Source organism: Paenibacillus sp. YAE3 (assembly GCF_057546105.1).
Map to the genome: position 1 here is coordinate 12,542 of NZ_BAAIYF010000013.1, position 24,220 is coordinate 36,761.

General features: G+C 55.6%; 18 protein-coding genes. 7 read left to right on the forward strand and 11 right to left on the reverse strand.

The window, feature by feature from the left end:
* Positions 1–225: 225 nt before the first annotated feature.
* The 5 genes from AC27KL_RS22250 to cidR form a co-directional block, all read right to left on the reverse strand.
* Complete coding sequence (locus AC27KL_RS22250; protein ID WP_487171204.1) at positions 226–2,526, reverse strand: 5'-nucleotidase C-terminal domain-containing protein; 2,301 nt, start codon at positions 2,524–2,526, stop codon at positions 226–228.
* 289 nt (positions 2,527–2,815) lie between these two features.
* Positions 2,816–4,696: an ABC transporter ATP-binding protein gene (locus tag AC27KL_RS22255; protein ID WP_341000413.1), complete on the reverse strand. Its 1,881-nt coding sequence runs from the start codon at positions 4,694–4,696 to the stop codon at positions 2,816–2,818.
* The gene (locus AC27KL_RS22260; protein ID WP_487171091.1) at positions 4,693–6,429 is read right to left on the reverse strand and encodes an ABC transporter ATP-binding protein; all 1,737 of its coding nucleotides are present in this window, start codon (positions 6,427–6,429) and stop codon (positions 4,693–4,695) included. The genes AC27KL_RS22255 and AC27KL_RS22260 overlap by 4 nt, the downstream gene beginning before the upstream one ends.
* Positions 6,423–6,965: a MarR family winged helix-turn-helix transcriptional regulator gene (locus tag AC27KL_RS22265; protein ID WP_487171092.1), complete on the reverse strand. Its 543-nt coding sequence runs from the start codon at positions 6,963–6,965 to the stop codon at positions 6,423–6,425. Before AC27KL_RS22265 ends, AC27KL_RS22260 begins: the two co-directional genes overlap by 7 nt.
* Before the next feature lie 150 nt (positions 6,966–7,115).
* A complete protein-coding gene (gene cidR / locus AC27KL_RS22270; protein ID WP_487171093.1) occupies positions 7,116–8,009 on the reverse strand; it encodes a cidABC operon transcriptional activator CidR in 894 nt (297 codons plus the stop codon).
* 178 nt (positions 8,010–8,187) lie between these two features.
* Here cidR and AC27KL_RS22275 point away from each other — a divergent pair, with 178 nt between their 5' ends.
* Positions 8,188–8,562, forward strand: coding sequence for a CidA/LrgA family holin-like protein (locus AC27KL_RS22275; RefSeq protein ID WP_487171094.1), 375 nt, complete (start codon positions 8,188–8,190; stop codon positions 8,560–8,562).
* Positions 8,559–9,233: a CidB/LrgB family autolysis modulator gene (locus AC27KL_RS22280; protein ID WP_036706257.1), complete on the forward strand. Its 675-nt coding sequence runs from the start codon at positions 8,559–8,561 to the stop codon at positions 9,231–9,233. Before AC27KL_RS22275 ends, AC27KL_RS22280 begins: the two co-directional genes overlap by 4 nt.
* Positions 9,234–9,256: 23 nt before the next feature.
* On the opposite strand, the gene AC27KL_RS22285 is transcribed toward AC27KL_RS22280, so the two are convergent.
* Both AC27KL_RS22285 and AC27KL_RS22290 read right to left on the reverse strand, forming a co-directional pair.
* Positions 9,257–10,240: a Gfo/Idh/MocA family protein gene (locus AC27KL_RS22285; RefSeq protein WP_487171095.1), complete on the reverse strand. Its 984-nt coding sequence runs from the start codon at positions 10,238–10,240 to the stop codon at positions 9,257–9,259.
* Between the two features lie 83 nt (positions 10,241–10,323).
* Positions 10,324–12,618: a helicase C-terminal domain-containing protein gene (locus AC27KL_RS22290; protein ID WP_487171096.1), complete on the reverse strand. Its 2,295-nt coding sequence runs from the start codon at positions 12,616–12,618 to the stop codon at positions 10,324–10,326.
* 286 nt (positions 12,619–12,904) lie between these two features.
* Between AC27KL_RS22290 and gdhA the strand changes: the two genes are divergently transcribed.
* Both gdhA and AC27KL_RS22300 read left to right on the forward strand, forming a co-directional pair.
* Entirely contained in the window at positions 12,905–14,284 is a 1,380-nt protein-coding gene (gene gdhA / locus AC27KL_RS22295; RefSeq protein ID WP_487171097.1) for an NADP-specific glutamate dehydrogenase, read from the forward strand.
* A gap of 310 nt (positions 14,285–14,594) precedes the next feature.
* Positions 14,595–16,448, forward strand: a complete 1,854-nt coding sequence (locus tag AC27KL_RS22300) for an LTA synthase family protein (protein WP_487171205.1) — start codon at positions 14,595–14,597, stop codon at positions 16,446–16,448.
* Positions 16,449–16,518: 70 nt separating this feature from the next.
* Here the strand turns inward: AC27KL_RS22300 and allC are convergent, their stop codons facing one another.
* Entirely contained in the window at positions 16,519–17,766 is a 1,248-nt protein-coding gene (gene allC, locus AC27KL_RS22305) for an allantoate deiminase (RefSeq protein ID WP_487171098.1), read from the reverse strand.
* A gap of 272 nt (positions 17,767–18,038) precedes the next feature.
* Between allC and AC27KL_RS22310 the strand changes: the two genes are divergently transcribed.
* Both AC27KL_RS22310 and ade read left to right on the forward strand, forming a co-directional pair.
* Positions 18,039–19,361, forward strand: coding sequence for an NCS2 family permease (locus tag AC27KL_RS22310; protein ID WP_487171099.1), 1,323 nt, complete (start codon positions 18,039–18,041; stop codon positions 19,359–19,361).
* A 25-nt stretch (positions 19,362–19,386) separates the two neighbouring features.
* Positions 19,387–21,159 carry an adenine deaminase gene (gene ade / locus AC27KL_RS22315; RefSeq protein ID WP_487171100.1) on the forward strand — a complete coding sequence of 591 codons (1,773 nt, stop codon included), beginning with the start codon at positions 19,387–19,389 and terminating at the stop codon, positions 21,157–21,159.
* A gap of 98 nt (positions 21,160–21,257) precedes the next feature.
* Here ade and AC27KL_RS22320 read toward each other — a convergent pair whose 3' ends face one another.
* The 3 genes from AC27KL_RS22320 to AC27KL_RS22330 form a co-directional block, all read right to left on the reverse strand.
* Complete coding sequence (locus tag AC27KL_RS22320; protein WP_487171101.1) at positions 21,258–22,223, reverse strand: alpha/beta hydrolase; 966 nt, start codon at positions 22,221–22,223, stop codon at positions 21,258–21,260.
* Between the two features lie 155 nt (positions 22,224–22,378).
* Positions 22,379–22,834, reverse strand: coding sequence for a hypothetical protein (locus tag AC27KL_RS22325; RefSeq protein ID WP_487171102.1), 456 nt, complete (start codon positions 22,832–22,834; stop codon positions 22,379–22,381).
* Between the two features lie 12 nt (positions 22,835–22,846).
* Positions 22,847–23,401 carry an NAD(P)H-dependent oxidoreductase gene (locus tag AC27KL_RS22330; RefSeq protein ID WP_212951126.1) on the reverse strand — a complete coding sequence of 185 codons (555 nt, stop codon included), beginning with the start codon at positions 23,399–23,401 and terminating at the stop codon, positions 22,847–22,849.
* A 182-nt stretch (positions 23,402–23,583) separates the two neighbouring features.
* Between AC27KL_RS22330 and AC27KL_RS22335 the strand changes: the two genes are divergently transcribed.
* The gene (locus tag AC27KL_RS22335; RefSeq protein ID WP_036706245.1) at positions 23,584–24,219 is read left to right on the forward strand and encodes an HlyD family secretion protein; all 636 of its coding nucleotides are present in this window, start codon (positions 23,584–23,586) and stop codon (positions 24,217–24,219) included.
* Position 24,220 lies beyond the last annotated feature (1 nt).

Here is a 24,220-nt window from a genome sequence, read left to right on the forward strand (position 1 = left end):
ATTCCTTCGAAACACTTCTAAAAAGAAGCTTTTTCAAGAAATAGCCGCACCTGTAACCGTTAAAAAACAAATTTATCGGCTTTGCCCTCAATAACGGCGACTGCAACCGTTAGAGTCGCGGGTGCGTATGATTGTTGCTGTTCCTTGAAAAAAGGTACAGTTCAGCGGGGAGTACCCTCTCTTCTTTTTGGCGATGAAATTTCACATGATGCTTGGAATGCCGCTTTAAAGAAGCGTGACGTATTTTCCGTAAACAAAGGCCGTTTTTCCTTGGTAAACGACTTTCACCCAGCCGTACGGCGCCGTTCCCGTCACTTCAAGCACGGTTCCTTTCGGAGCCGCACCCAAAATTTTCGCCTTGGCGGAAGCCCCCGCCCGAATGTTCAGGTATTCGGCCGTAATTTTCGCCTGCTTGCCGGAGGATGGCTTCGCAGCAGGTTTTGCCGGTTTTACAGGTTTAGCAGGTTTAGCAGGATTAGCAGGCGCCGGTTGCTCCGCCGGTTTGGTCGATGGCTTTTCCGCCTCCGGTTTCGCCGGCTTGCCCGGTTTTCCGGCAGGTTGCTCCGGCTTCGCAGCCGCTTTGCGCGCCTCGTTCAGCTTATGGTACAGCTCGCCGGTCGTTTTGACGCCGGCCAGCAGCGCCGGATCGACGCCCGCTTTTTCAGCCAATGAGGCTGCGTCTTCCGCCTTGACCGGATCAAGGATATTGATGGAAGCGATGTTGGTATATTTGCCGTCCGGCGTGGTCGGCACGCTCAAAATGCCTGCGTTCATCAGCTCCACCACATCCGCGCGTTCCTTTGCGGTCGTGTCGACGCCGATGATGTTCCAGTTGTTTTGCAATTTTGCTTCATATTTGCCGTTCGCGACCTCTTTCAGATAGCGGATGGAAAGGTTGCGGATCGTACCGCCGGTTTCCCCGTAGGCGCTTTCCGCTTTTGACGTCCACAGCTTTTCGAACTTGCGCCCTTCCAGCGCTCCGCCTTTGGCCACCAAGGCGTCCATGCGGTAAGCGTTCATGCCGAGCGTGAGCGTTTCATCCATTTGGATCGGCGTGCCGTCCAGATGTCTCAGGTTGGTAATCCGGCTGCCGTAAGGTTTGGACAAATCGATGACGTATTTGACGCCCCCGAAGAAATCGTTGGTGCTGTATTTGGAGGATCGGCGTTTTTCATCGAAGCTGACCGTCACGTCGCCCGGACGAGTGCTGTTGAAATAGCCTGCGGCCCATTCCATGTAGTCTTTTAAGTCCTTGCCGGTGACTTTATAGTTGGTGACCTCGCCGAGCGCGAACTGATAGTTGTAGGCGATGTCCTTTTTGCGGATCGGACCGACGTCCAGCCTTGCTTTATCATTGTCGATCTGGTGCGCGACGACGTCCGCTTTGCTGTAATGCAGCATGACTTCGCTGAAAAAGTCGGACAGCGGCGTCTCCTGGACCTGTACGGCCGGAATGCCCTTGATCTCGTTTTCAGGGACCATATTGTGCTTTCCGACCAGTTCGCCGACCACGATATTGGCGTCCTTGCGGGCGAATTCATGGTAAGGCAGCAGCTCTTTCTCCAGATCCGGGTCGGAAACCGCCGGGGTGCCGTCTTCGCCTTTGACCGGAATGGCCGTGGCCGTTTTGTCTTTCAGCACCATTTTGCCGCCTTGATTGACGAAGGTGAGATCGATTCGGGACACATGCGTTCCGTATTTGTCGGGTTCGCCGATCAAGACGCCGTTGACCGTCGCGCTTTTCACCAGCTTGTGCATATGGCCCGCAAAAATGGCGGTCAGCTCCGGCACTTCATTGGCGATATCGGTGACGCCCGTTCCCGGAAGTGCATTTTCGTTTTCCAATCCCATGTGCATCAAGCCGATCATGACGTCGACTTTGCCTTCCAGCTCTTGGACGGCTTTTTTCGTTTCGTCGATCGGATTTTTGACGACCAGCCCGTTCAGGTGATCGGTGTCTTTCTCGAAGTCGGTGATGAGCGGCGTCGTCATCCCGATGATGCCGACCTTGATGCCGCCTCTTTCGACGATCGTCGTGGCCGGAAGGAACCGCTCCCCGTTTTCTTTGTATACGTTCCCTGCCAGCTTCGCCGCTTTGAATTGCCCCGCGACTTTGTCGAAGGTATCGAGGCCGAAATTGAATTCATGATTGCCCATGGCCCAGGCATCGTATCCCATCTCGTTCATCGCGACCATCATCGGCGATTTCGGCTGGTCATTGAACAGCTCCGCGGAGTTGTCCTGAATGACGTCGCCCGCATCAAGCAGGATCGTGTTCGGGTTTTCGGCGCGAACCTTTTTGATCAGGGTGTACAGCTGGGTAAAGCTGCCGTTCGTGTTGGCCGTGTCCATCGCGTAGTCCCATGGCATAAACCGTCCATGGACGTCGGAGGTCGCCAGCAGCGTGATGTGCGTCTCCTGGTCTTCGGCGGCCTTCGCTTTTGCCGGCTGGAAACCCGCTGCGCCGGACAACGTGAGCGTGGCGGCGAGGGCCAGCCCCGTCAGCCTTTTGAAGCGGCTTTTCATGTTAAGCATGTTGGAGTCCCCTTTTCTCTTTATTCTTTTTTTGGAAAATGGTAGCGCTATCAAAAAGTTTTCCAAAGGCTCATTTTAATCTAAAAAAAACCATCCGTAAACCTTTATGCGCAAAATAACCCCTCCCGCATGCCTTGAATTCTGCGGCGGTGACTCCGTTATTTTACAGGGTTCCCAAAATGGGAATCCCTTGTAATTCGCCAAAAAAGAACGCCCCGTATATTCGGAGCGTTCATCATTTATAGATTATGCGTAAATCTGGAAATCTCTTTCTACCGCATCAGCCTACATGCTGCGCTTTTCCGCCCGTAAACTGGCTGTTGTACAGATCGGCGTAGAAGCCGCCTTTCGCCAGCAGTTCCTCGTGCGTGCCCTTTTCGATGACGCTGCCGCCGTTCATGACCAAAATCAAATCGGCGTCGCGGATCGTGGACAGGCGGTGCGCGATGACAAAGCTGGTGCGGCCTTTCATCAGCTCGTTCATCGCTTTTTGGATATAAACCTCGGTCCGGGTATCGACGCTGCTTGTCGCTTCGTCGAGAATCAGAATGGACGGATCGGCCAAAATGGCGCGGGCGATCGTCAGCAGCTGCTTCTGCCCCTGCGAAATGTTCGAAGCTTCCTCATTGAGGACCGTCTCGTAGCCGTCCGGCAGCGTCCGAATAAAGTGGTCGGCATGGGCTGCTTTCGCCGCCTCCACCACTTCCTCCTCGGTCGCGCCGCTGCGGCCGTAAGCGATATTTTCGCGGATCGTGCCGTTAAACAGCCACGTATCCTGCAGTACCATTCCGAAAATGCTCCGCAGGTTGCCGCGCTTCAGCTTCGTGATATTGACGCCGTCGATCGTAATCGCGCCGTCATTGATTTCATAGAAACGCATCAGCAGGTTGATGAGCGTCGTTTTGCCGGCGCCGGTCGGCCCGACGATCGCAATCGTCTGTCCCGGCTTGACGTCGATGTTCATGTCCTCGATCAGCGTTTCGCCTTCATTGTAGCCAAACTTCACGTGCTCGAAGGCGACCGCGCCTTTCGGGTTCTTCAGTTCGACCGCATCGGCCGCTTCCGGCACCTCCTCCTGCTCGTCGAGGAGCTCGAAGACGCGTTCCGCCGAAGCGATCGTCGATTGAATGACGTTGGCGATATTCGCCGTCTGCATGATCGGCTGCGTGAACTGTCTCGCGTATTGAATGAAGGCCTGCACGTCCCCGATGGTGATCGTTTTATGCGTGACGAAAATGCCGCCGACGACGCAGACGAGCACGTAACCGATGTTGCCGATAAAGGACATCATCGGCATGATCATGCCGGAGATGAACTGGGCTTTCCAGCCCGAATGGTACAGCTTGTCGTTGATTTCGTTGAACGTCGCCACGGATTCGTCCTCGCGGCCGAACGCCTTGATGATTTTATGGCCGGTGTACATTTCCTCGACATGCCCGTTCAGCTGGCCGAGGGAACGCTGCTGGCCCATAAAATGCTTCTGGGACCGCGATGCGATCATCCGGATCACGATAAAGCTCAGCGGCAGCGTTACGATCAGAATAAGCGTCAGCCAAGGGCTGATCGTCAGCATCATCACGATGACCCCGACCAGGGTGACGATCGACGTCATCAGCTGCGTCAAGCTCTGCTGCAGCGTCGTGCTGATGTTGTCCACGTCGTTGGTCGCGCGGCTGAGAATTTCGCCATGCGTTTTCGAATCGAAATATTTGAGCGGCAGCCGCGACAGCTTGCGGTTGATCTGCTCGCGCATGTCGTACACGACCTTTTGCGCCACGCCGGCCATCATATACTGCTGCGCATAACTGAACACGGCGCTGAACAGATACAGTCCGATCAGCCAGAGCAAGATTTCCGTAATGTAGCCGAAATCGATGGAAGCGCCCGGCACGTGTTGCGTTTTGGCCAGGATGCCTTCAAACAGCGTGGTCGTCGCCTCTCCCAAAATTTTCGGGCTGACGATGCTGAACACGGTGCTGAGGATCGCCATCAGGAAGATGACCGCCAGCGCAACGCGGCGCGGCCGCAGATAGCCAAGGAGCCTGCGCAGCGTGCCTTTAAAATCTTTGGCCTTTTCGGCCGGCATCATCTGTCCGGGGTGGCCGCCGGGATGGCGTGGGCCCGGAGGCCGGCTTCCGGGATGTTTTCTATGTTCGCTCATGCGATCTCCTCCTCCGACAGCTGCGAGGATACGATTTCACGGTATACGTCGCAGGTTTCCATCAGCTCGCGGTGTTTGCCGATGCCGGCCACGCGCCCTTCGTCCAGCACGATGATCCGGTCGGCATCCATGACCGTGCTGGCCCGCTGGGCCACGATCAGAACGGTTGCGTCCCCCGTCACTTCCTTCAGCGCTGCGCGCAGCTTGGCGTCCGTCTTGAAGTCAAGCGCGGAGAAACTGTCGTCGAACAAATAAATTTCGGGTTTTCGGACGAGCGCCCGGGCGATGGACAAACGCTGCTTCTGCCCACCGGACACGTTGGTTCCGCCTTGGGAAATCTCGGACTCGAAACCGTCCTTCATTTTGGAAATAAACTCGGTCGCCTGCGCGATGTCCGCGGCCTGGCGCAGCTCCTCGTCGGTTGCGTCGGCTTTGCCGTAGCGGAGGTTGTCCGCGATCGTGCCCGTAAACAGGACCGCATTTTGCGGGACATAACCGATTTTGGCGCGAAGCTCCTCTTGGGTCATGTCCTTGACGTCCCGGCCGTCCACCAGCACGCTGCCGCTTTCCGCATCGTAAAAACGCGGGATCAAGCTGAGCAGCGTCGATTTGCCGGAACCGGTGCCCCCAATGATCGCGGTCGTTTCGCCCGGAGCGGCGCTAAAGGAAATTTGGCGAATCGCCGGCTGCTCGGCGCCCGGGTAACTGAACGTCACATCCCGGAACTCGAGATAACCGCGTTTCTCCGTTTCTTTGCTTTCGGCGGCCGGTTCGGCAGGATCGACGATTTGCGGCTCCATGTCCAGCACCTCGTTGATCCGGGTCGCCGACGCGGATGCGCGGGGCACCATCACGAAAATGACCGATACCATGATCAGCGAAAACATGATCTGCATCGCGTACTGGATAAACGCCATTAATGCGCCGACCTGCATGTGGCCCTCGCTGATCCGGATGCCGCCGAACCAGACGATGGCGATCGTCGAGAAGTTCATGACGAGCATCATGATCGGCATCATGGCCGCCATGATTTTGTTGACTTTGACCGCCGTTTGCGTCAAATCGTAGTTGGCTTCATTAAAACGCTTCTGTTCATGTTCGATGCGGTTAAAGGAACGGATGACGCGTATGCCGGTCAAGTTCTCGCGCAAAACGCGGTTCAGCTTATCCAGCTTGACCTGCATCGCTTTAAAGAGCGGCAGCCCTTTGCCCGCAATGATGAAAATGGCCCCGGCCAGCACCGGCACGATCACGACGATCACGAGCGACAGCGTCGCATCCTTCGAAACGGCCATAATGATCCCGCCGATGCACATCATCGGGGCGCTGATCATCATCCGCAGAATCATCGTCAGCACCTGCTGCATTTGCGTAATGTCGTTGGTCGTGCGCGTGATCAGCGAGGCGGTGCCCAGCTTATCGAATTCCTGCAGCGAAAAATGCTGGACATGCCGAAAGACGCGGCTGCGCAAATTTTTGGCGAAACCGCCCGCCACCTTGGCCGACAGGTAACTGGCTCCGATGGAGCAGAAAGCCCCGCCCAAGGCCACCAGCAGCATAAAGCTGCCGATTTTCCAAATATAAGGGATATCTCCGTGCGTGATGCCTTTGTCCACGATGTCGGACATCAGCGTAGGCAAATACAGGTCCGACATCGATTGGATGAACACGAGCAAAAAAACGAACAGAATCGGCCCTCTGTAAGGCTTCAAATTCCGAAACAGCTTCAGCATGTCGGCACTTCACCTCCATCCGATGAATCATCCTTCTTTTTGCTTTCATAATACTTATAGGCCTTGTTCAGCAGCTCGGACAGCTTCTCGCTCTCCTCGATGCCCAGGTAATCGACCAGCCCCCGGAAGGAATGGATCGTCGCCTTGCGGGCTTGCAAAATCACGTCCCGCCCCTCCTCGCTGAGCTTGATCCGCACGACCCTTCGATCCGCCTCATCCGGGGTCCGCTCAATCCATTTTTTCTTCTCCAGCGCTTTGACAAACTGGGTGACGGTCGGAGAGGTGACCCGCAGCATCGAGCTGATCTCGGACACTTTAAGTCCCGGTGCGCCCGGCTCGACATGCCGCATAAGCAGAACCATCAGCCCCATCTCGCTGAGCTTCAATCCTTCGACCACCCGGTGGCGAAATTTGCCCCTGCTAAACCGCATGACCGCCTGAAGCAGCTGGACGACGGTTTCGTGATGCCGATCATGCCCCTGCAGCTCGGGATCCTCGTAGCAAGGTCCCTGCCGGTTGTTGTTATCGCCGTTCATGACGCATATCATCCTCCTTTCCTCAGGTGTGCTATGAAGAATGTTTGCCCGCGCAAAAAATAATTAGGTTACCAATTAAATAGGCAACCTAATTATATATCCGCTCCGATTTTTATGTCAATTAAAACATATGTAAAATACGAAGAGCTGCTACCCCTTGTCTTCCATCAATATCCCCTGCGTAAATGCGATCCATTCCCGCGCGGCATAGGACAGGTAACGGTCCTTGCGCCAGATCATCCCAAGCTGCCACGGAATGACCGGTTCCACCAGCGGCATAATCCGGATCCGCTCCCGGTTGATTTCCCGGCATATCGTTTCCGGCAGCAAGGCGATGCCCAAATTCGCAGCTACCATGCCGCTGATCAGGTCCCATTGGGAGCTTTCATAAACGATATGCGGCTGGAAGCCGACCTTGACGCATTCGGTGATGATCCGGTCGTGCAGCGCAAAATCCTCCCGGAACAGCACGAAGTTCTCTTCCGCCAGATCGGCGAGGCGGGCGCACTCGCGATCCGCAAGGCGGTGGGAGGGATGCACCAGCAGCATCAGGTTTTCCCTGACGAACGAAAACGAGTGGAACAGCGCGTCGTCGATCGGCAGCACCACGACGCCGATGTCGAGCAAACCGCTCTCCACGTCGACCTCTACCTTTTTGGCCCCGTCTTCAAAGATCTGCATCGTCACCTGCGGATATTTCTGATGGAACTGCCCGATCACTTCCGGGAAAAAGCTCGATCCGACCATGGGCGGCAGGCCGAGGCGGATATGCCCCTTCTTCAGGTTTTTCAAATCGCCGAGCTCGGAGGACAAGCTTTGAAACGACTTCACGATCGGCTGCGCCTGCTCGTAAATAATCCGGCCGGCATCGGTTAGAACCACCTTTTTGCCGGAGCGGTCAAACAGGGTCACGCCAAGTTCCTCCTCGATGTTGCGGATCGTTTTGCTGATGGTCGGCTGCGTGATGTACAGCGTTTCCGCCGCTTTCGTAAAGCTCTGCAGCCGGGCTACCTCCATAAAATACTGCAATTGCCTGATGTCCATCTCAAGTCTCAAACTCCTTTCAAAACGCCTGATCTGCAGCGGTATTTCCCAATTGCCCGCGTTCGGACGCGATCTTGTTTTCTATAGATAAAAGGAATGGTCATCATTCTTTTAATTCATTTTACTCATGAAAATAAGGGGTGTAAAATTTTCACGTAAATGAAAGGAGAGAATCCCTGTGAACAACATAATCAAAGGAACGGTGCAGGTTGCGGCGCTCATGGCATTCTCGCTGCTGATGAACAAGCTGGCCGGACTTTTGCATTTGCCGATTCCAGGCAGCATTCTGGGGATTGTCGTGGTGTTTGTTTTGCTGGAAACCGGCATCCTCCGCCTGGAATGGATCGAGCTCGGCGCCAATTGGCTGCTTGCGGAGCTGCTTTTGTTCTTCATTCCCGCGGCTGTCGGCATCATGAAATATATCCCGATGATGGAAAACGACGGCGTCCGCATCTTGATCGTAGTCATTTTCAGCACATTCATCGTCATGGCCAGTTCGGGGCTGCTTGCATCCCGAATCGCCAAACAAAAAGAACGGAGGGCTTCGCGATGATCGGCTTTGTCTGCCTGCTCGTTACGCTCGGCATTTATTTCGCGTCCAAGCGCGTTTACGGCAAATACCGAAAAATTTATTTATCGCCGCTCCTGGTTACGCCCATCATCCTTGTCCTTATTTTGATCTGGGCGAATATTCCTTATGAATCCTACAATTCGGGGGGCAAATGGCTGAGCACCATGCTGCAGCCGGCGACGGTCGCGTTTGCGGTGCCTTTGTACAAAAACTTCAAGGTACTCAAAAAACACGCCGTCGAAATTATCGTCAGCGTGCTTGCGGGTTCGTGCATGGCTATGGTCTCATCGGCGTTTCTCGCCAAATGGCTTCATCTCAGCGGATCGCTCGTCACGAGCATGATTCCCCGCTCCATCACGACGCCGATCGCGATGAACGTTTCGCAGGTCCTTGGCGGCGTGCCGAACATCACCGCCGTGTTCGTCATCATTTCCGGGCTTCTCGGTCCCGTGATCGGGCCGTTCGTGCTTCGCCTGTTCAAAATCGAAAGCGAGGTTGCCCGAGGCATCTTGTACGGCACCAGCTCGCACGGCGCAGGCACCTCGAAAGCCTTCGAGATGAGCGCCTTGTCCGGAACGATCTCCAGCATTTCGATGATTCTGGCCGCCTTGTTTACGCTCGGCGTGGCAACCTTCATGACGGCCATTACGTAAGAGGGGCATCAGATGGAACGATTTCACTCGTAATTGACGCGTACCGGCTTTCCGGTACCCGCCGATTCCAGCGCGGCGCAGGTGACGGCCTGCGTCTTGTACGCGTCGGCATAATCGGAACGAATCCGGGAGCGATCACCCGTGCGCAGCGCATGGAGGAACGCTTCCGTTTCTTTTTGGTAAGGATTCGAAGGCTCCCGGTATTCCGTCCGCTCGCCCGGCCTGATCCAGGATAAGCGCCGCGGATTCCAATCCAGCACTCCCCCATCGGTATAAACGGCCAGTCCCACGCCGTCCGCTTCGGTTCCCTCCGGCAGCACGCACGTATTGGAAATATTGGCGACCAGACCGCTTTTCAGCTTGAGCGTGACCGTGCCGACATCCGCGACTTCCACGCCTTCCTCCTGTTCGTGCTTGACTCGATTGCCGTACAGCGCATACACTTCCTCCACCTCGCCGGCCAAGTAACGAAGCAAATCTACCAGATGCGTGGTTTGTTCGATGAACTGCCCTCCAGAACCGTTCTGCTTCCTCCACCAGGAAACGCCGGGCATGCCGTCCATCCAGCGGCCGAGAACCATGCCCGCCTTCTGCTGACGCAAAAGTTCCTTCATTTTATCCATGTTGGACTGGTAGCGGAAATGATACCCGACCAAAGTGAGCAAACCGGCTTCCTCAACCCCTGCCAGGATGCTCCGCGGAACGTCCGTATCCAGTCCGAGCGGTTTCTCCGTCAAAAACGGGATGCGGCGCCGGATCAGCTCCCGTTCGATCGCTCCGTGCGACATCGGGGGCACGCAAACGTATGCCGCGTCCAGCCGCTCCGTTTCCAGCATTTCCGTCAGGTCCCCATATCCGGCAGCCCCGTAGGGCTGCGCCGCATGCTCCGCCTTCTCCTTGCTGGTCCCCAAAAAAGCCCGAACCTTTACGCCCTCGGCTGCGGACAGCAAATCCGCGTGTACCTTGCTGAACCAGCCTGTCCCGATGATTCCGATCTGAAGCGCCATGCCAGATCCCACCTTTTTCCGTATTTATTCCCTATCATACAGGACGTTCGGAAGGGTTGGCTACGGATTTCATCCGCTTTCGCCTAGCTCTTCCATTCCTCCGGAAGCAGCGCCCGGTAATGCGGCTGCGTAAACCGGTCGTCAATCAGCATCAAAACCCCGGTATCCCGCTCCGAGCGGATCAGCCTGCCCCCGGCCTGCAGCACTTTGTTCATGCCGGGCAGAACGTAAGCGTAATCGTAGCCGCTTTTGCCCGCACGATGAAAATGGTCCCGGATCAAGTTCCGCTCCAGCCCGAGCTGGGGCAGCCCGACGCCGACGACGGCCACGCCGATCAGGCGGTCTCCCTGCAGGTCGATGCCTTCCGAGAAAATGCCTCCGAGCACGGCAAACCCGGCCAACGTATCGCGATTATCCGCCTGGAAAGCGGACAGGAAACGCTCCCGCTCCTCTTCGGCCATGCCGGGCCCCTGCACGATCGTCCCGACGTCCGGATATTTCATGGCGAAAACTTCATACACGCTCTGCAAATATTGGTAGGAAGGGAAAAAGAGCATATAATTGCCCCGTTTTCCGGAAACCAGCCGGTAGAGCAAATCGGCCAGCGCTTCGCGCGTCCGCTCCCGGTCGCGGTACCTGGTGGACAGCGGGTGAATCTGCACGTCAAGCTGCTCCTTCTTGAAGGGCGATGGGATCGAGACGGCATAATCGTCCGCGTCCGCCCCCAGCATATCCCGATAATAGGAAAGCGGCGTCAACGTCGCCGAGAAAAATACCGTCGAACGATACCCTTTCTCCGCCTGCGCCAGCAAATAGGAAGGGTCCAGGCAAAACATCCGGATCGTGACGTCGCTGTGCAGAATCTCCGCGTAGGTCACGTACCGTTCGTCGTACAGCTTGGACGTGCGGATGAAGTTTTGGGCGGCAAAATACGTTTCCAGCAGAAGCTGCTGTTCTCCCGGGCCCGCGGCCAGTTCCCGTTCGGCCTCGCCTGCAAAGGCCTCCAGGAGACGAACCAGCTCCTCGGGAGCTTCTTCGGACACATGCGTCCGTTCGTCGCCGCAAGCCTTCCGAAATTCGATGAAGTATTTGTTGACGGCGTCCGCGGCCTGGGCAACGGCCCGGTTGCGCTGCTTGTAATCCCGTTTCAGCTGAAGAAAGCCGGCTTTGCCGATGTCGGCCGAGAACATCTCCCGTCCCCGATCGACCAGGTTATGCGCTTCGTCCACCAGCAGCACCGTACGCCGTTTTTGCTCTTCCATCAGCCTTTTGAACGACACGCGCGGATCAAAAACGTAATTGTAATCGCAAATGACCGCATCCGCCGCATATGCCGCGTCAAGCGAAAACTCGAAGGGGCAGACCCTATGCTTCCTGGCGTACCGCTCAAGCACCTCCCGCGTCATGATCGTTTCGTTTGCGAGAATGTCGAGCACCGCGCCGTTAATCCGGTCGTAATAACCGTCCGCATACGGACAGGCTTCCTTCGTGCATACGGTCTCCTCCTGAAAGCAGACCTTCTCCTTGGCGGTGATCGTGACGGACTGCAGGCGCAGCCCCTTCTCCTGCATCAGGCCTAACGCCTGCTCCGCGGCGGTCCGGGTAATGGTTCTTGCCGTCAGGTAAAAGATTTGCCCGAGCAGTCCTTCGCCAATCGCTTTCACGGACGGAAACAGGGTGGACATCGTTTTGCCGATCCCGGTCGGCGCTTTGGCCAGCAGCTTTTTCTTTTCCATGATCGCCCCGTACACCGACCCGGCCAGCTTTCTCTGCCCTTCGCGGTATGCGGGAAAAGGAAACGGCAGCGCCCGGATGCTCTCATCCCTGAGACGTGCATTTTCGAGCCGCAGGGCGGCGTAGGGGGCGTACCGCCTGACGACATCCGTCACGATTTCCGTCAGCTCGCCGAAGGTGCGGGTGCGTTTGAACCGCCTTTCCTCCCCCGTTTTGGCGTCTACGTAAGTGAGCTGAACGCCCACGCGCTCCAACCCCTGATCCTTTGCTACAATATAAGCGTATACCTCCGCCTGGGCCCAATGGACGGCTCGCCCGTCCTCAAGCATGTCCAGTCCGGCCGAGGTCGATTTGATTTCGTCGACGGTCAGTCCCTCGTCCGTGACGATCAAACCGTCGCATCTTCCTTCGATTTGATATATAATGCCGTCAAACGGGATTTCGGTTTTAAGATATACTTCTTTATGATCCCCTTCCCGGTACGCCCGCTGCACCTGCTGATGAATCCGGGTGCCCTCATGCATCGCGGCCGAGGTCCGGAAACCGGAATCGATGCTCCCGCTGCTGAATACATATTCCACGAGCGGCCTAACCGAAATATGTACGACGTTGCTTTTCGTTTCTTCGCCAGTCAATGGGATCACCCGTTCCCCTGTTTTTTTCAATATCATACCACATCGCTCTTCCCGCAGCCTACCTCTCCTTCCCATAAAAAGGGTGTTCCTTCCAAAAAGTTGTCCAAAATGTTTCCGGAAGCCAAAAAAATATTGCCTGTTTAAAGTATTAAAGGGTTGAAGATTTCCGGCACTCTCGTGTATAATTCTTGTTTAAATACAGATTCATGCTTACAGAATGCGTAAGCCTTAAGCAAGATTTTCTTAATGCTTCAGCATTCTGTAATTTTGAATCCAGGGATAAGGAGAGAAGCCAATGACATTTTTGCATGTAGAACTGCCTGCGGAAAAGAAAGCCAAAACGTATGTCAATGAAGTCTTCGAAACGGTGTGTAAAAGGAACCCGAACGAAAGCGAATTCCATCAGGCCGTCAAGGAAATCCTCGACTCGCTCGTTCCCGTGCTGGCCAAAGAGCCCAAATACATGGAGAACGGCATTCTGGAAAGACTGGTTGAGCCTGAAAGACTGATTACCTTCCGAGTTCCTTGGGTAGACGATCAAGGAATCGTGCGCGTCAACCGCGGCTACCGCGTTCAATTCAACAGCGCTATTGGCCCTTACAAGGGCGGACTTCGCTTTCACCCCTCTGTAAACTCCAGCATCATCAAATTTCTCGGTTTTGAGCAAATTTTGAAAAACTCCCTGACAGGCCAGCCGATCGGCGGCGGTAAAGGCGGTTCGGATTTTGACCCGAAAGGCAAATCGGACGCCGAAGTCATGCGCTTTACCCAAAGCTTCATGACCGAGCTGTACAAATACATCGGATCGGACGTTGACGTTCCTGCCGGCGATATCGGGGTAGGCGCCCGCGAGATCGGATTTATGTTCGGCCAGTACAAGCGCATTCGCAGCGGCAACGAAGCCGGCGTCCTGACGGGAAAAGGCATCACTTACGGCGGAAGCTTGGCTCGTCCTGAAGCGACGGGCTACGGCACGGTATATTTCGTCAACGAAATGCTGAAAGCGAAGGGCGACAGCCTCGAAGGCAAAACGGTCGTCGTTTCCGGCTCCGGCAACGTGGCTATTTACGCCATCCAGAAAGCGAACCAATTCGGCGCGAAAGTCGTGGCATGCAGCGATTCCGCCGGTTACGTGTACGATCCGGAAGGCATCGATTTCGAAACGGTGAAACAGCTGAAGGAAGTCGAAAGAAAGCGGATCAGCGAATACGTGAAGCTGCATCCGGGCGCAAAATATTTCGAAGGCTGCTCGGACATCTGGACGATCCCTTGCGACATCGCCCTGCCTTGCGCGACCCAAAACGAAATCGACGAAAACGCGGCGAAGCTGCTTGTAGCCAACGGCGTCAAAGCCGTGGCGGAAGGCGCCAACATGCCTTCGACGCTGGCCGCCATCGACGTATTCCTTGAAAACGGCGTTCTGTTCGGACCGGCCAAAGCGGCCAACGCCGGCGGCGTAGCGGTGTCCGCGCTCGAAATGTCCCAAAACAGCATCCGTACGTCCTGGACGTTCGAAGAAGTCGACGAAAAGCTGCATCAAATCATGATCAACATTTACAACAACAGCGCCCAAGCGGCCGAACAATACGGCTACCCGGGCAACCTCGTGGTCGGCGCCAACATTGCCGGCTTCGTCAAAGTGGCTGACGCAATGATCGCCCAAGGCGTCATCTAATCCGGTCTCAATCATTTTTTACAAGCATCCGTTTTCCCGGAAGAAATTTGCCCCTTACGGCAAACCTATTTTCTTCCGGAAGGCCGGATGCTTTTTGTTGTTGGCCGCGAAGCGGCTTTTTACCCCGAATTTGCCTTGAAATGTTTTGTCCTCGGTTTTGACTTCTGATCTGGCGAGGGGCATAATATTTTTATTACGATCCGGAATTTTGCAAGTTTTTTGAATCACGAAGCTCCGAAAATCCGCATCCATCACCTGCTTCGCTGCCCGTTTGGGCGGCTAGTTGTTTTTCTCAACGGAGGGAAGTCGTATCGTGTCACGTGAATCCATTGCCCAAATTTTAAAAAAGCCGTTTGCGATCTTTACGATCATTCTGCTGTTGAAAGGGTACCTTGCCTGGGCCGTAACGTTTGGAGATTGGCTGCCCTGGAGGGTGCTGATCACGGAAATCCCTTTCATATGGCTGCTGTTTTGCCTGATCGAATGGTGCGCCTCCAAGCGCAAGCTCATGGCCTATACGATCGTAAACATCATACTCACCGGCGTTTTTTTCGCAGTCATCATGTATTTCAAGTACTACGGCGTCATCGTCAACTACCATGCCTTGGCGCAGGTCAACCAGGTAACCGAGGTCAAAAGCAGCGTGTTCTCGCTGATGGACCCGTATTATCTGCTTGTGTTTGCCGATATTATCGTGCTGCTCGTGCTTTTGCTGAAAAGCCGCAAGGTCAAGGAATGGAGAATCAGCATCAAGCGCAAGCCGAAAAAAAGCGTCGTATCCGTCGTCTTCATCTTGTGCCTGGTCGTCTGCCTGTTTAACATTTTGCCGAACCGGGCCAGCATGAACGAAATCAAAAAAGCCCAGCAAATGGGCATTCTCAACTATGAGGCTTATACGATTTTTTCGCAGAAGAAAGAGCCGCTCATTCCGCTGGAAAACATCCATCAGGCCGACATCGACAAGCTGAAGGGCATTACGGTGCCGGACCATCCCAAATATTTCGGGAATGCCAAAGGGAAAAACCTGATCATCATTCAGTTGGAATCGTTCCAGAATTTCCTGATCGGCCTGAAAATCGACGGCAAAGAGATTACGCCGAACATGAACAAGCTTGCCAAGGAGCAGCTCTACTTCTCGAACTTTAACCAACAAGTCGGACAAGGAAATACGTCGGATGCGGAATTCGTGGTCAACACCTCCTTCTACATTCCGCCGGACGGAGCCGCCACCCAACGTTACGTGGACAAAAAGCTGCCAAGCCTGCCGCGTCTGTTGGAGCAAAACGGCTACAATACGCTTACGCTGCACACCAACAAGGTGCATTTCTGGAACCGGGAGGAGCTGTATTCCTCGCTTGGCTTCCAGCATTATTACGACCAGTCTTATTTCGGGGAAGACGATCTGGTATTCTTCGGCGCTTCCGACGAGGTGCTGTACGCGAAGACTGCCAAGAAGCTGCAGGAGCTCGACAGGGGGGACAAACCTTTTTACGCCCAAATCATCTCGATGTCGGCGCATCACCCGTTTACGATTCCGGCCCGAAAATACAAAATGGAACTGCCTGAACGTTACCAAGGCACTTTTGTCGGAGACTACATCCGGGCGCAAAATTATGCCGATTACGCTTTGGGGCTTTTCATCGAGGATTTGAAGCAAAAAGGGCTCTGGGACGACAGCCTGATCGTCATATACGGAGACCATATGGGACTGCCGATTTATTCCCTGGACCATGACGATAAAGAGCTCATGAAAGAAATTTACGGGCATGAATATTCGTACACCGACATGCTGAACATTCCGCTGATCATTGCCGGCAGCGGCGTTCCGCACGAGCAAATCCGCGAGGAGGTCGGCGGACAAACCGACATTATGCCGACGGTGGCCAACCTGCTCGGCGTTTCCTTGAAGGATCACATCCATTTCGGACAGGACCTGCTGAACCAGACCTATAATTTGCTCCCGCAGCGGTATTACCTGCCTTCCGGATCGTTCTTGAACGACAACGCGATGTTCATGTCCGGCAGCGGATATGAGGATGGCACACAATACCCGCTGAGCGGAAACGATTCGATCGGCAAAGGAACGACCAAAGATGAATTCAATCGCGCGCTCAAGCTGCTGAAGCTGTCCGACAGCTACGTGAACCAGCAGCCGCTGAAGTAAGCCCCGTGCGGCAAATAAAAGCCCCGCTCCTGATGTCAATCAGGGCGGGGCTTTTTCATAGGGATTATGGCTAATACGCAAGCTGGTGCAGCAAATCGGTCAGCACCTGAACGCCGGCTTCCAAATGTTCGGGTTCCGTATATTCCAGCGGCGAATGGCTGATGCCTTTTCGGCTCGGGACAAAAACCATGGCCGTCCGGCAGCAGGCCGCCAAGATTTGGGCGTCATGGCCTGCGCCGCTCGGCATCCGGCGGTACGGCAAATCCCGCGATCTGCAGATCCGCTCGATGGCATCCGTAAGCTCCGCGTCCATGGCAATCGGCGCAGTATTCATCCAACGTTCGGTCTCGATATCGACGTTGCGCCGCCCGGCAACCTCATGCAGCAGGCCGACGAAATGGGCGCAAGCCTCTTCCAGCCGTGCCCCGTCGGGATGGCGGATGTCCATGGTGAAGATGACTTCCCCCGGGATGACGTTAGGCGTGCCGGGAATCAGCTCCATGCGCCCGACCGTCGCTACAAGCGGCGCACCGATCTGATCCGCGCCGTCCATGACCGCGGCCACCATCTCGCCGGCCGCCCGCATCGCATCCCTGCGGTACGACATCGGCGTCGTCCCCGCATGGTTCGCCTCTCCTTTCACGCGGACGGTATAACGCTGCAAACCGACGATTTGCTCGACGATGCCGATCGTCTGCCCTTCCTGCTCCAAGATCGCTCCTTGCTCGATATGCAGCTCGATAAAGGCGCCGATATCCGTCCGCGCCCCGCGCCCCCGGCTTCCGGGCCCGAAGCCCGCCGCCTTCATCGCCTCCATGAAAGAAATTCCCTGCTGGTCCCGCGCATGCTCCACATCCTTGTAACCCGCAGCGCCGGTCAGAAATGTCGATCCCCAATAGTTATAAGGGAACCGGCTGCCTTCCTCTTCGCAAAAAGCCACGACCTCGATCGTTTTTTTCGGCGCTCCGTATTTCTCGCGCAGGCGAGCCAGCGCCGCGATTCCGGCCACGATCCCGTACGCTCCGTCGTATTTCCCCCCGCGCTGCACGGTGTCCACGTGCGAACCGGTCAAAATGCACTCGCTGTCCCCATCCGTGCCCTGCAGCCGTCCGAACAAATTGCCGGCATCGTCGAAAGCGGGTTCAAGCCCAAGCGATTTCATTTTTTCCGCCAATGCCTCCTGCGCTTCCTTCCAGGAACGCGTATATAAAAGACGGGTCACTCCGCCGTCCGCATCCGCCCCATAGCGGCCCAACCACTCAATAAGCTGTTCGGTCATCTGCATGTCTTCCTGCTCCAATCCTGTCTCGGTTTTCAAGCTGATGCAAAATATCCCCGCTCATACCGGATCTTCTGCATACTCTTCTTTGCTTCTATACACCATATCACTGCTGCAACAAAATTTCTATGTATACCCGTAAAGCTCTGTTCTCAGGTTTTCCCGGCTCCTTTTTTTCTGTAAATACGAACATTAATGACTATGATATTGCACAAAGTTCGCTTTTTTCTTTGACGCGTTCAAAATGTACATGGTATAGTTACAAGGCAGAAGACGAAAACACAACCAGACAAAGGAGTCCTCCAGCAATCATGAACAGCACGAGATTATCTTGGTTAGACCGCTTTTTTAAGCTCAGCCATTATAAGACGAACGTGAAAACCGAAATTCTCGCCGGTCTCACCACGTTCGTCACGATGGCATACATCATTGTCGTCCAACCGGACTTGATGAAAGCCGCAGGCATGGATCAGGGTGCCGTCATGGTCACGGTGCTGCTGGCATCCGGCCTGTTCAGCATTATTATGGGACTTTACGCGAAACGGCCGTTTGGCGTAGCGCCCGGCATGGGCGGAAACGTATTTTTTGCCTACAGCATCGTGGCCGCAGGCCTCGCGACATGGCAGCAGGGACTCGGGATGGTGTTCATCTCCGGCGTGGTGTTCCTGCTTCTCACCTTCTTGGGGCTGCGCGAAACGATATCCCGCATCATTCCTAAAAATATCAAGCATGCCATTGGCGCGGCCGTCGGCTTGTTCATCATCGGCACCGGCTTTGCCAATGCAGGCATCATCGTACAAAACAAAACCGGAACGCTCACGCTCGGCAGCTTGCATTCGCCGACCGTGCTGCTTTCCCTGATCGGGCTGGTCATCATCATCGGCCTGATGGCGCGCAAATTAAAGGCGGCCGTTTTCATCGGGATCATTATCACGTCCGCCATCGGAATACCGATGGGCATTACGAAGCTTCCGCATTCCTTCGGGGATTTATTCTCCCTGCCGCCGGATCCGTCTTCGATCATCTTTCAGGTCGATATTCCCGGGGCCTTGAAGCTTGCGTTTTTCCCGCTGATGTTTACCTTTTTCACGGGGGAATTCTTTTCCACCATGGGCACCGTGCTCGGCGTAGGAGCGAAAGCGAACCTGCTCGACAAGGAAGGGAATCTTCCGGATATCAAAAAGCCGTTTATCGTCGACGGGATCGCGACGGTGGGCGGATCCTTGCTCGGACAAACGACCATCACGACGTACATCGAATCCGCGAGCGGCGTCGAAGCCGGCGGACGCACGGGCCTCACGGCCGTCACGACGGGAGTTGTGTTCCTGCTCGCTTTGTTCGTTACGCCGCTCATCCTGCTCATTCCCAGCGCGGCTACGGCTCCGGCCCTGATCGTCATCGGCTTGTCCATGCTCGCCACACTGAAGAACATCGATATGGACGAATGGGAAGAATCCCTTCCCGCTTTGCTCACCGTCATCTCTGCGGGACTTACGTTCAGCTTGGCGAACGGTATCGTATTCGGCATTTTGTCTTACGTCGTCATCAAAGTATTCCTGGGCAAATTCCGCGATATCCATATCGGGTTATGGATTTTGTGCATTCCGCTTATCTACTACCTCTGGCTCAAATAATCTGGGATAAGGAGATCGATTCAGCATGAACCGCAAACTTATTGCCGCCGCGCGCGGCGATCATCCACTGGATTTAGCGATCAACAACATTCGGCTGGTCAACGTTTTTACCGGCGAAATTTACCCGGCTGCCATCGGCATCGCGGACGGCACCATCGTTCACGTTACCGCGCCGGGCGAAACGGAGCTTGAAGCCAACGAAACCATCGACGGGCAAGGCAAGTTCGCCGTTCCCGGACTGATCGATACGCATTTGCACATCGAAAGCAGCATGCTGACGCCGGCCCATTACGCGGAAGCCGTGCTGCCTCACGGCACGACGCTGATCGTGACCGATCCGCATGAAATCGGCAACGTCCTGGGCGAGGAAGGCGTTCGTTACATGGTCGAAGCCAGCAAAGTGCTGGACCTGCGCGTCATGACGCTGGCGCCGTCCTGCGTGCCGTCCGCCCCGGCGGTCGAAACGGGCGGGGCCGATTTCACGCCCGAGGTCATCGAACGCATGTTGACCTGGGACGGCATCGACGGCGTGGCCGAAGTGATGAACTATCACGGCGTCATTCACGAGGACCCGCGCATGATGGGCATCCTCGAAGCCAATGAACGCGCCGGTAAAATTCCGCAGGGACACGCGCCGACGGTCGTCGGCCGCGAGCTGTCGGCTTACCTCGTCGCCGGACCGGACTCCGACCATGAATGCCGCACCATGGAAGAAGCGATCGCCAAACTTCGCGCCGGCATGATCGTGGACATTCGCGAAAGCTCCTTTTCGCTGAATATGGCCGAAGTCGCCAAGGCGATCGCCGGCAAAGGGTACCTGCCGAACGTTACGCTCTGCACCGATGACGTGCTGGCATCCGACCTGATCGACCGGGGCCATATCAACCACGTCGTGGTCCGTGCCATCGAAGAAGGCATTCCAGCCGTGGACGCCATCCGATATGCGACACTGAACGCCGCAAACCGCCTGAACCGCAAGGATGTCGGAGCCATCGCCCCGGGACGCCTTGCCGACATCGTGCTGGTCGACGCGCTTGAAACGATGAACGTCTCCGACGTTTTCATCGGCGGCGAAGCGATCGTCAAAGAAGGCAAGCTGATCAAACGCCAGCAGCATCTGGAGCCGCCGCAGGCGTATTTGCAAACCGTGCACCTGCCGGAAATCCACGCCGACGATTTGCGCCTGGACGTCGACGACCCGAACGCCACCGAAGCGCGCGTACGCGTCATCGAATACGATTTTGCGCCCGGCCTTCCTACCGGATTCATCGAAACCGTGCTGCCGGTCAAAGACGGACAGCTTGTCCCGGAAGCATATGACGGACATAAAGGGCCTCTGAACCGCGTTGCCGTATGGCATCGCCATGGGCTGAACAACAATAAGGCGCTCGGGCTGACGGCAGGCTTCGGCATTATCGAAGGCGCGGTAGCGACGACGGTTGCCCATGACAGCCACCATCTGGCCGTGCTTGGCGTCAACACCGACGATATGGTCATGGCGGCCAACGAGCTGCGCAAGCGCAACGGCGGCATGATCGCCGTCAAAAACGGCAAGGTGATCGCATTCCTTCCGCTCCCGCTTGCAGGGCTGATGAGCTTGGAGGAAGGCGAAACGTTCGCGCCGAAAATCAAAGAATTCATCGAGATCATCCAGGCCGAAGTCATGCCGGGCAAAAACCCGATCCACCGCATGATCGTCGTCACGCTCCCGGTCATTCCGGCAGCCAAAATTACCGATCTTGGCTTGGTGGACGTCAACAAGCAGGAGCTTGTCCCGCTGATTATCGAAACCAAATAATCCTTTGAACCATAAAAGCCCCCGGGACCGCACCGGACGTACAACGTCCATGCGGTTCGGGGGCTTCTTTTTTGATCCGGCGCCGATTGCTGTTTTGCTTACACGACCGGCTGTTTTTCCGCTTTTTCTGGCACAGGGGACAAATAGCGCTCCACAAAACGGCTTATGCGATGCGCATATTCCTTCTTGTCCACAAAATAGGCATTCGCATGGACCGCGGCAGGCACGACATACAAATCGGTTTCCCCTCCGGCCGCCGCTGCGAGGCGATGAACCATTGAAAAAGGAACAAACGCGTCCTTATCGCCATGGATGAACAAAATGGGGAGGCGCGTTTTGGCGACCTGCTTCAAAGCCGAACCTTCACCGAAAAAATAACCTGCCCGGAGCTTGGACACCAGACTGGTTACAGGCAAAAGGGGAAACGGGGGCAGCTTGTACATCTGCTTCAGCTGGTACGTCAAAATGTCCTTGATCGAAGTGTAGGCGCAGTCGGAGACGATGCATTTTACCTGGTCGGGGAGCTGCTCGCCGCTGGCCATCAATACCGTTGCCCCGCCCATCGAGACGCCGTGCAGCGTAATCTGCATTTCGGGCCCGCTTCGCTCCAACATATAACGGATCCACTGAACGACGTCCCTGCGGTCATGCCAGCCGAAACCGATGTAATCCCCGCCGCTTTGCCCGTGTCCGCGGTTATCCGGCATCAGGACATGGAACCCCATGTCGCTGTACAGCTTGGCGAAAGCGCCCATTTCCCGTCCTTGGCTGTTATATCCGTGTACCACGATCGCCGTCCGGTTCGACGGCCGGGGCGCAGGGATGTAATATCCCGTCAGCGGCAGTCCGTCCTCTCCTTGAATATGCACGGTCTCAACAGGCTGGCTGCTCAGCCATTCCTCCGCGTGTTCCCACGGATGATCCACTTTTACCAGCGCCGGATCGGTTTCCAGGAAATCCTTCCGGCTTCGTTTAATGCCTACATTATAGAAATATATGCTTGCTCCGAAAAGAAGCAGCAGGATGACGATCACGCATAAAAAGACGATCATTGCCGCGGTCATGTTTTCCTCCTTACCGAAATTGCGATCGAACCACTGTAAATATGTACCTTTTAAAAATACCACTTGCCGCGGTCTTTCACAATGATTGCCCCAATCAAAAAAACAGCCCGCGGCTTATGTCCGCTGCGGCTGCTTTTTGAGGCTCGGAGCTCCGTTCAGGAGTCCCCTTTGTTTTGCTGTTTGCGCGCCATGGCCCGCAGCGCTTCGCGGTAAGCATCGTCGGAGCTGGGGTCCGGCTTTGCTTCCGTCTTCTCCTGCCGGACTTCTTCCGGAGCATACCCCGCAAACTTGCGCAGCGCCTCACGATAGGCCCGGTCGCCTTCGCTTGCGGACCGGTGCGCCTCCGATTCGGCTTCCGCCAGCGCCGTCCGGTCCGCGGCCCTTGGCGCGACCGTCCTTGAAGGTTCAGACGGAGCCGCGGCCGGGGGCCCGACCTCCGGAGGAAGATCCTGAATGGACATCGCAGGCGGAGCTTCGGGCGTTTTAGCCGCTTCTTGCTTTGCAGGTTCCTTTATTTCCTTGCGTTTGCCGGCCCGTTTGGCGGCACGGGAGTTATAGACGAAAAGAAAAACAAGCGCTGCAATGGCGAGCACCACGAATGCAATGACCATCGTTCATTCACCCTACCTTGAGGCCGATGAAGCAACCAGCCGTTTGGTTACCTCAGCCACCCGTCTGCCCAAAGCGCGCCCCAGAATCAAGTCGTTTTCGCTGGGCAGGTTTTTCGGATCGTCATCGGACAGCTCGACGGGGCAGGTGACGCCAACGCCATAATAAGAGCCGTAAAGGGCATTTTCCGGAATGTCGCTCGGGAGCCCGACGATGATCATGCCGTTATGAAGCATCGGCGTAATCAGGTTGATTAACGTCGACTCCAGGCCGCCGTGAACGGTAGCGGTCGTGCAAAATACGCCGCCCACTTTTCCGATCAGCTTGCCCTGGGCCCATAAATACCCCAGACGATCGATCCATGTCTTCAGCCCGGCGCTGATCGTCCCGAAATGCCCCGGGCAGCCCCAGATGATGGCGTCCATGCCTTCCAGCTTGTAAATATCCGCCTCATTGACATGGGCGATCTCCGTTTCCGCTCCTTCGACTTCGCGGGCACCTTCGGCCACGGAACGGGCAAGCGCTTCGGTATGTCCATTTTCGCTGTCATAAACCACGTATATTTTCATGCGGATGATCCCCCTTACTCATGCTTTGATTCCTTATTTATCCCCATTCCCCTTTCATTTATCCATGTGCATGGCGGCCGGATGCAAAAATCGACAACGCTGAATATGATTTCCCCATTTAGGGGATGCTCACTTTATCTGGCTGCAACCAGCTACCCAAGATTAGGAGGAGACTAACACGTATGAACTCTCGCGCACTTCTCGTCAATGTTCTTGTCGTCATCATCGTGCTCGCGTTGGGCGGTGCGGCGATCTACTATTACAACCAGACGTCGAATTACGTGAAAACCGACAATGCGCAGGTGACGGGACAGGCTGTTTCCATTAACGCGCCGGCGGCCGGAAAGCTGGCGAGCTGGAACGGGCAGGTCGGGCATTATTACCAAACGGGCGAAGTGGTGGGAAGCATCGTCGCGCAAGGAACCCGCACGGACATTACGTTTCCGCTCAGTTCCACGATCGTACAGCAGAACGCTCTTCCCCATACGTATGTCGCGCCCGGCACGACGCTGGCAAGGGCTTATAATTTGAACAATCTGTGGATCACCGCCAACATTGAAGAAACGAAGCTGGACAAAATCAAAGTCGGACAAACGGTCGACGTCTATGTCGATGCCTTTCCGGATACGACGCTGACGGGCAAAATCGATCAAATCGGACTGGCGACCGCCTCGACGTTTTCGATGTTTCCGACGACGAATTCCAACGCCAACTACACGAAAGTGACGCAAGTCGTTCCGATTATTATCACGATCGAAGGCTACAAAGGTCTCGGGCTCGTTCCCGGCATGAACGCTACCGTCCGAATCCACATTTAGC

Coding starts and splice junctions, on each gene's coding strand:
- AC27KL_RS22250 (WP_487171204.1), bottom strand. CDS start 2,526: ATGAAAAGCCGCTTCAAAAGGCTGACGGGGCTGGCCCTCGCCGCCACG.
- AC27KL_RS22255 (WP_341000413.1), bottom strand. CDS start 4,696: ATGAGCGAACATAGAAAACATCCCGGAAGCCGGCCTCCGGGCCCACGC.
- AC27KL_RS22260 (WP_487171091.1), bottom strand. CDS start 6,429: ATGCTGAAGCTGTTTCGGAATTTGAAGCCTTACAGAGGGCCGATTCTG.
- AC27KL_RS22265 (WP_487171092.1), bottom strand. CDS start 6,965: ATGAACGGCGATAACAACAACCGGCAGGGACCTTGCTACGAGGATCCC.
- cidR (WP_487171093.1), bottom strand. CDS start 8,009: ATGGACATCAGGCAATTGCAGTATTTTATGGAGGTAGCCCGGCTGCAG.
- AC27KL_RS22280 (WP_036706257.1), top strand. CDS start 8,559: ATGATCGGCTTTGTCTGCCTGCTCGTTACGCTCGGCATTTATTTCGCG.
- AC27KL_RS22285 (WP_487171095.1), bottom strand. CDS start 10,240: ATGGCGCTTCAGATCGGAATCATCGGGACAGGCTGGTTCAGCAAGGTA.
- gdhA (WP_487171097.1), top strand. CDS start 12,905: ATGACATTTTTGCATGTAGAACTGCCTGCGGAAAAGAAAGCCAAAACG.
- AC27KL_RS22310 (WP_487171099.1), top strand. CDS start 18,039: ATGAACAGCACGAGATTATCTTGGTTAGACCGCTTTTTTAAGCTCAGC.
- ade (WP_487171100.1), top strand. CDS start 19,387: ATGAACCGCAAACTTATTGCCGCCGCGCGCGGCGATCATCCACTGGAT.
- AC27KL_RS22320 (WP_487171101.1), bottom strand. CDS start 22,223: ATGACCGCGGCAATGATCGTCTTTTTATGCGTGATCGTCATCCTGCTG.
- AC27KL_RS22325 (WP_487171102.1), bottom strand. CDS start 22,834: ATGGTCATTGCATTCGTGGTGCTCGCCATTGCAGCGCTTGTTTTTCTT.
- AC27KL_RS22330 (WP_212951126.1), bottom strand. CDS start 23,401: ATGAAAATATACGTGGTTTATGACAGCGAAAATGGACATACCGAAGCG.
- AC27KL_RS22335 (WP_036706245.1), top strand. CDS start 23,584: ATGAACTCTCGCGCACTTCTCGTCAATGTTCTTGTCGTCATCATCGTG.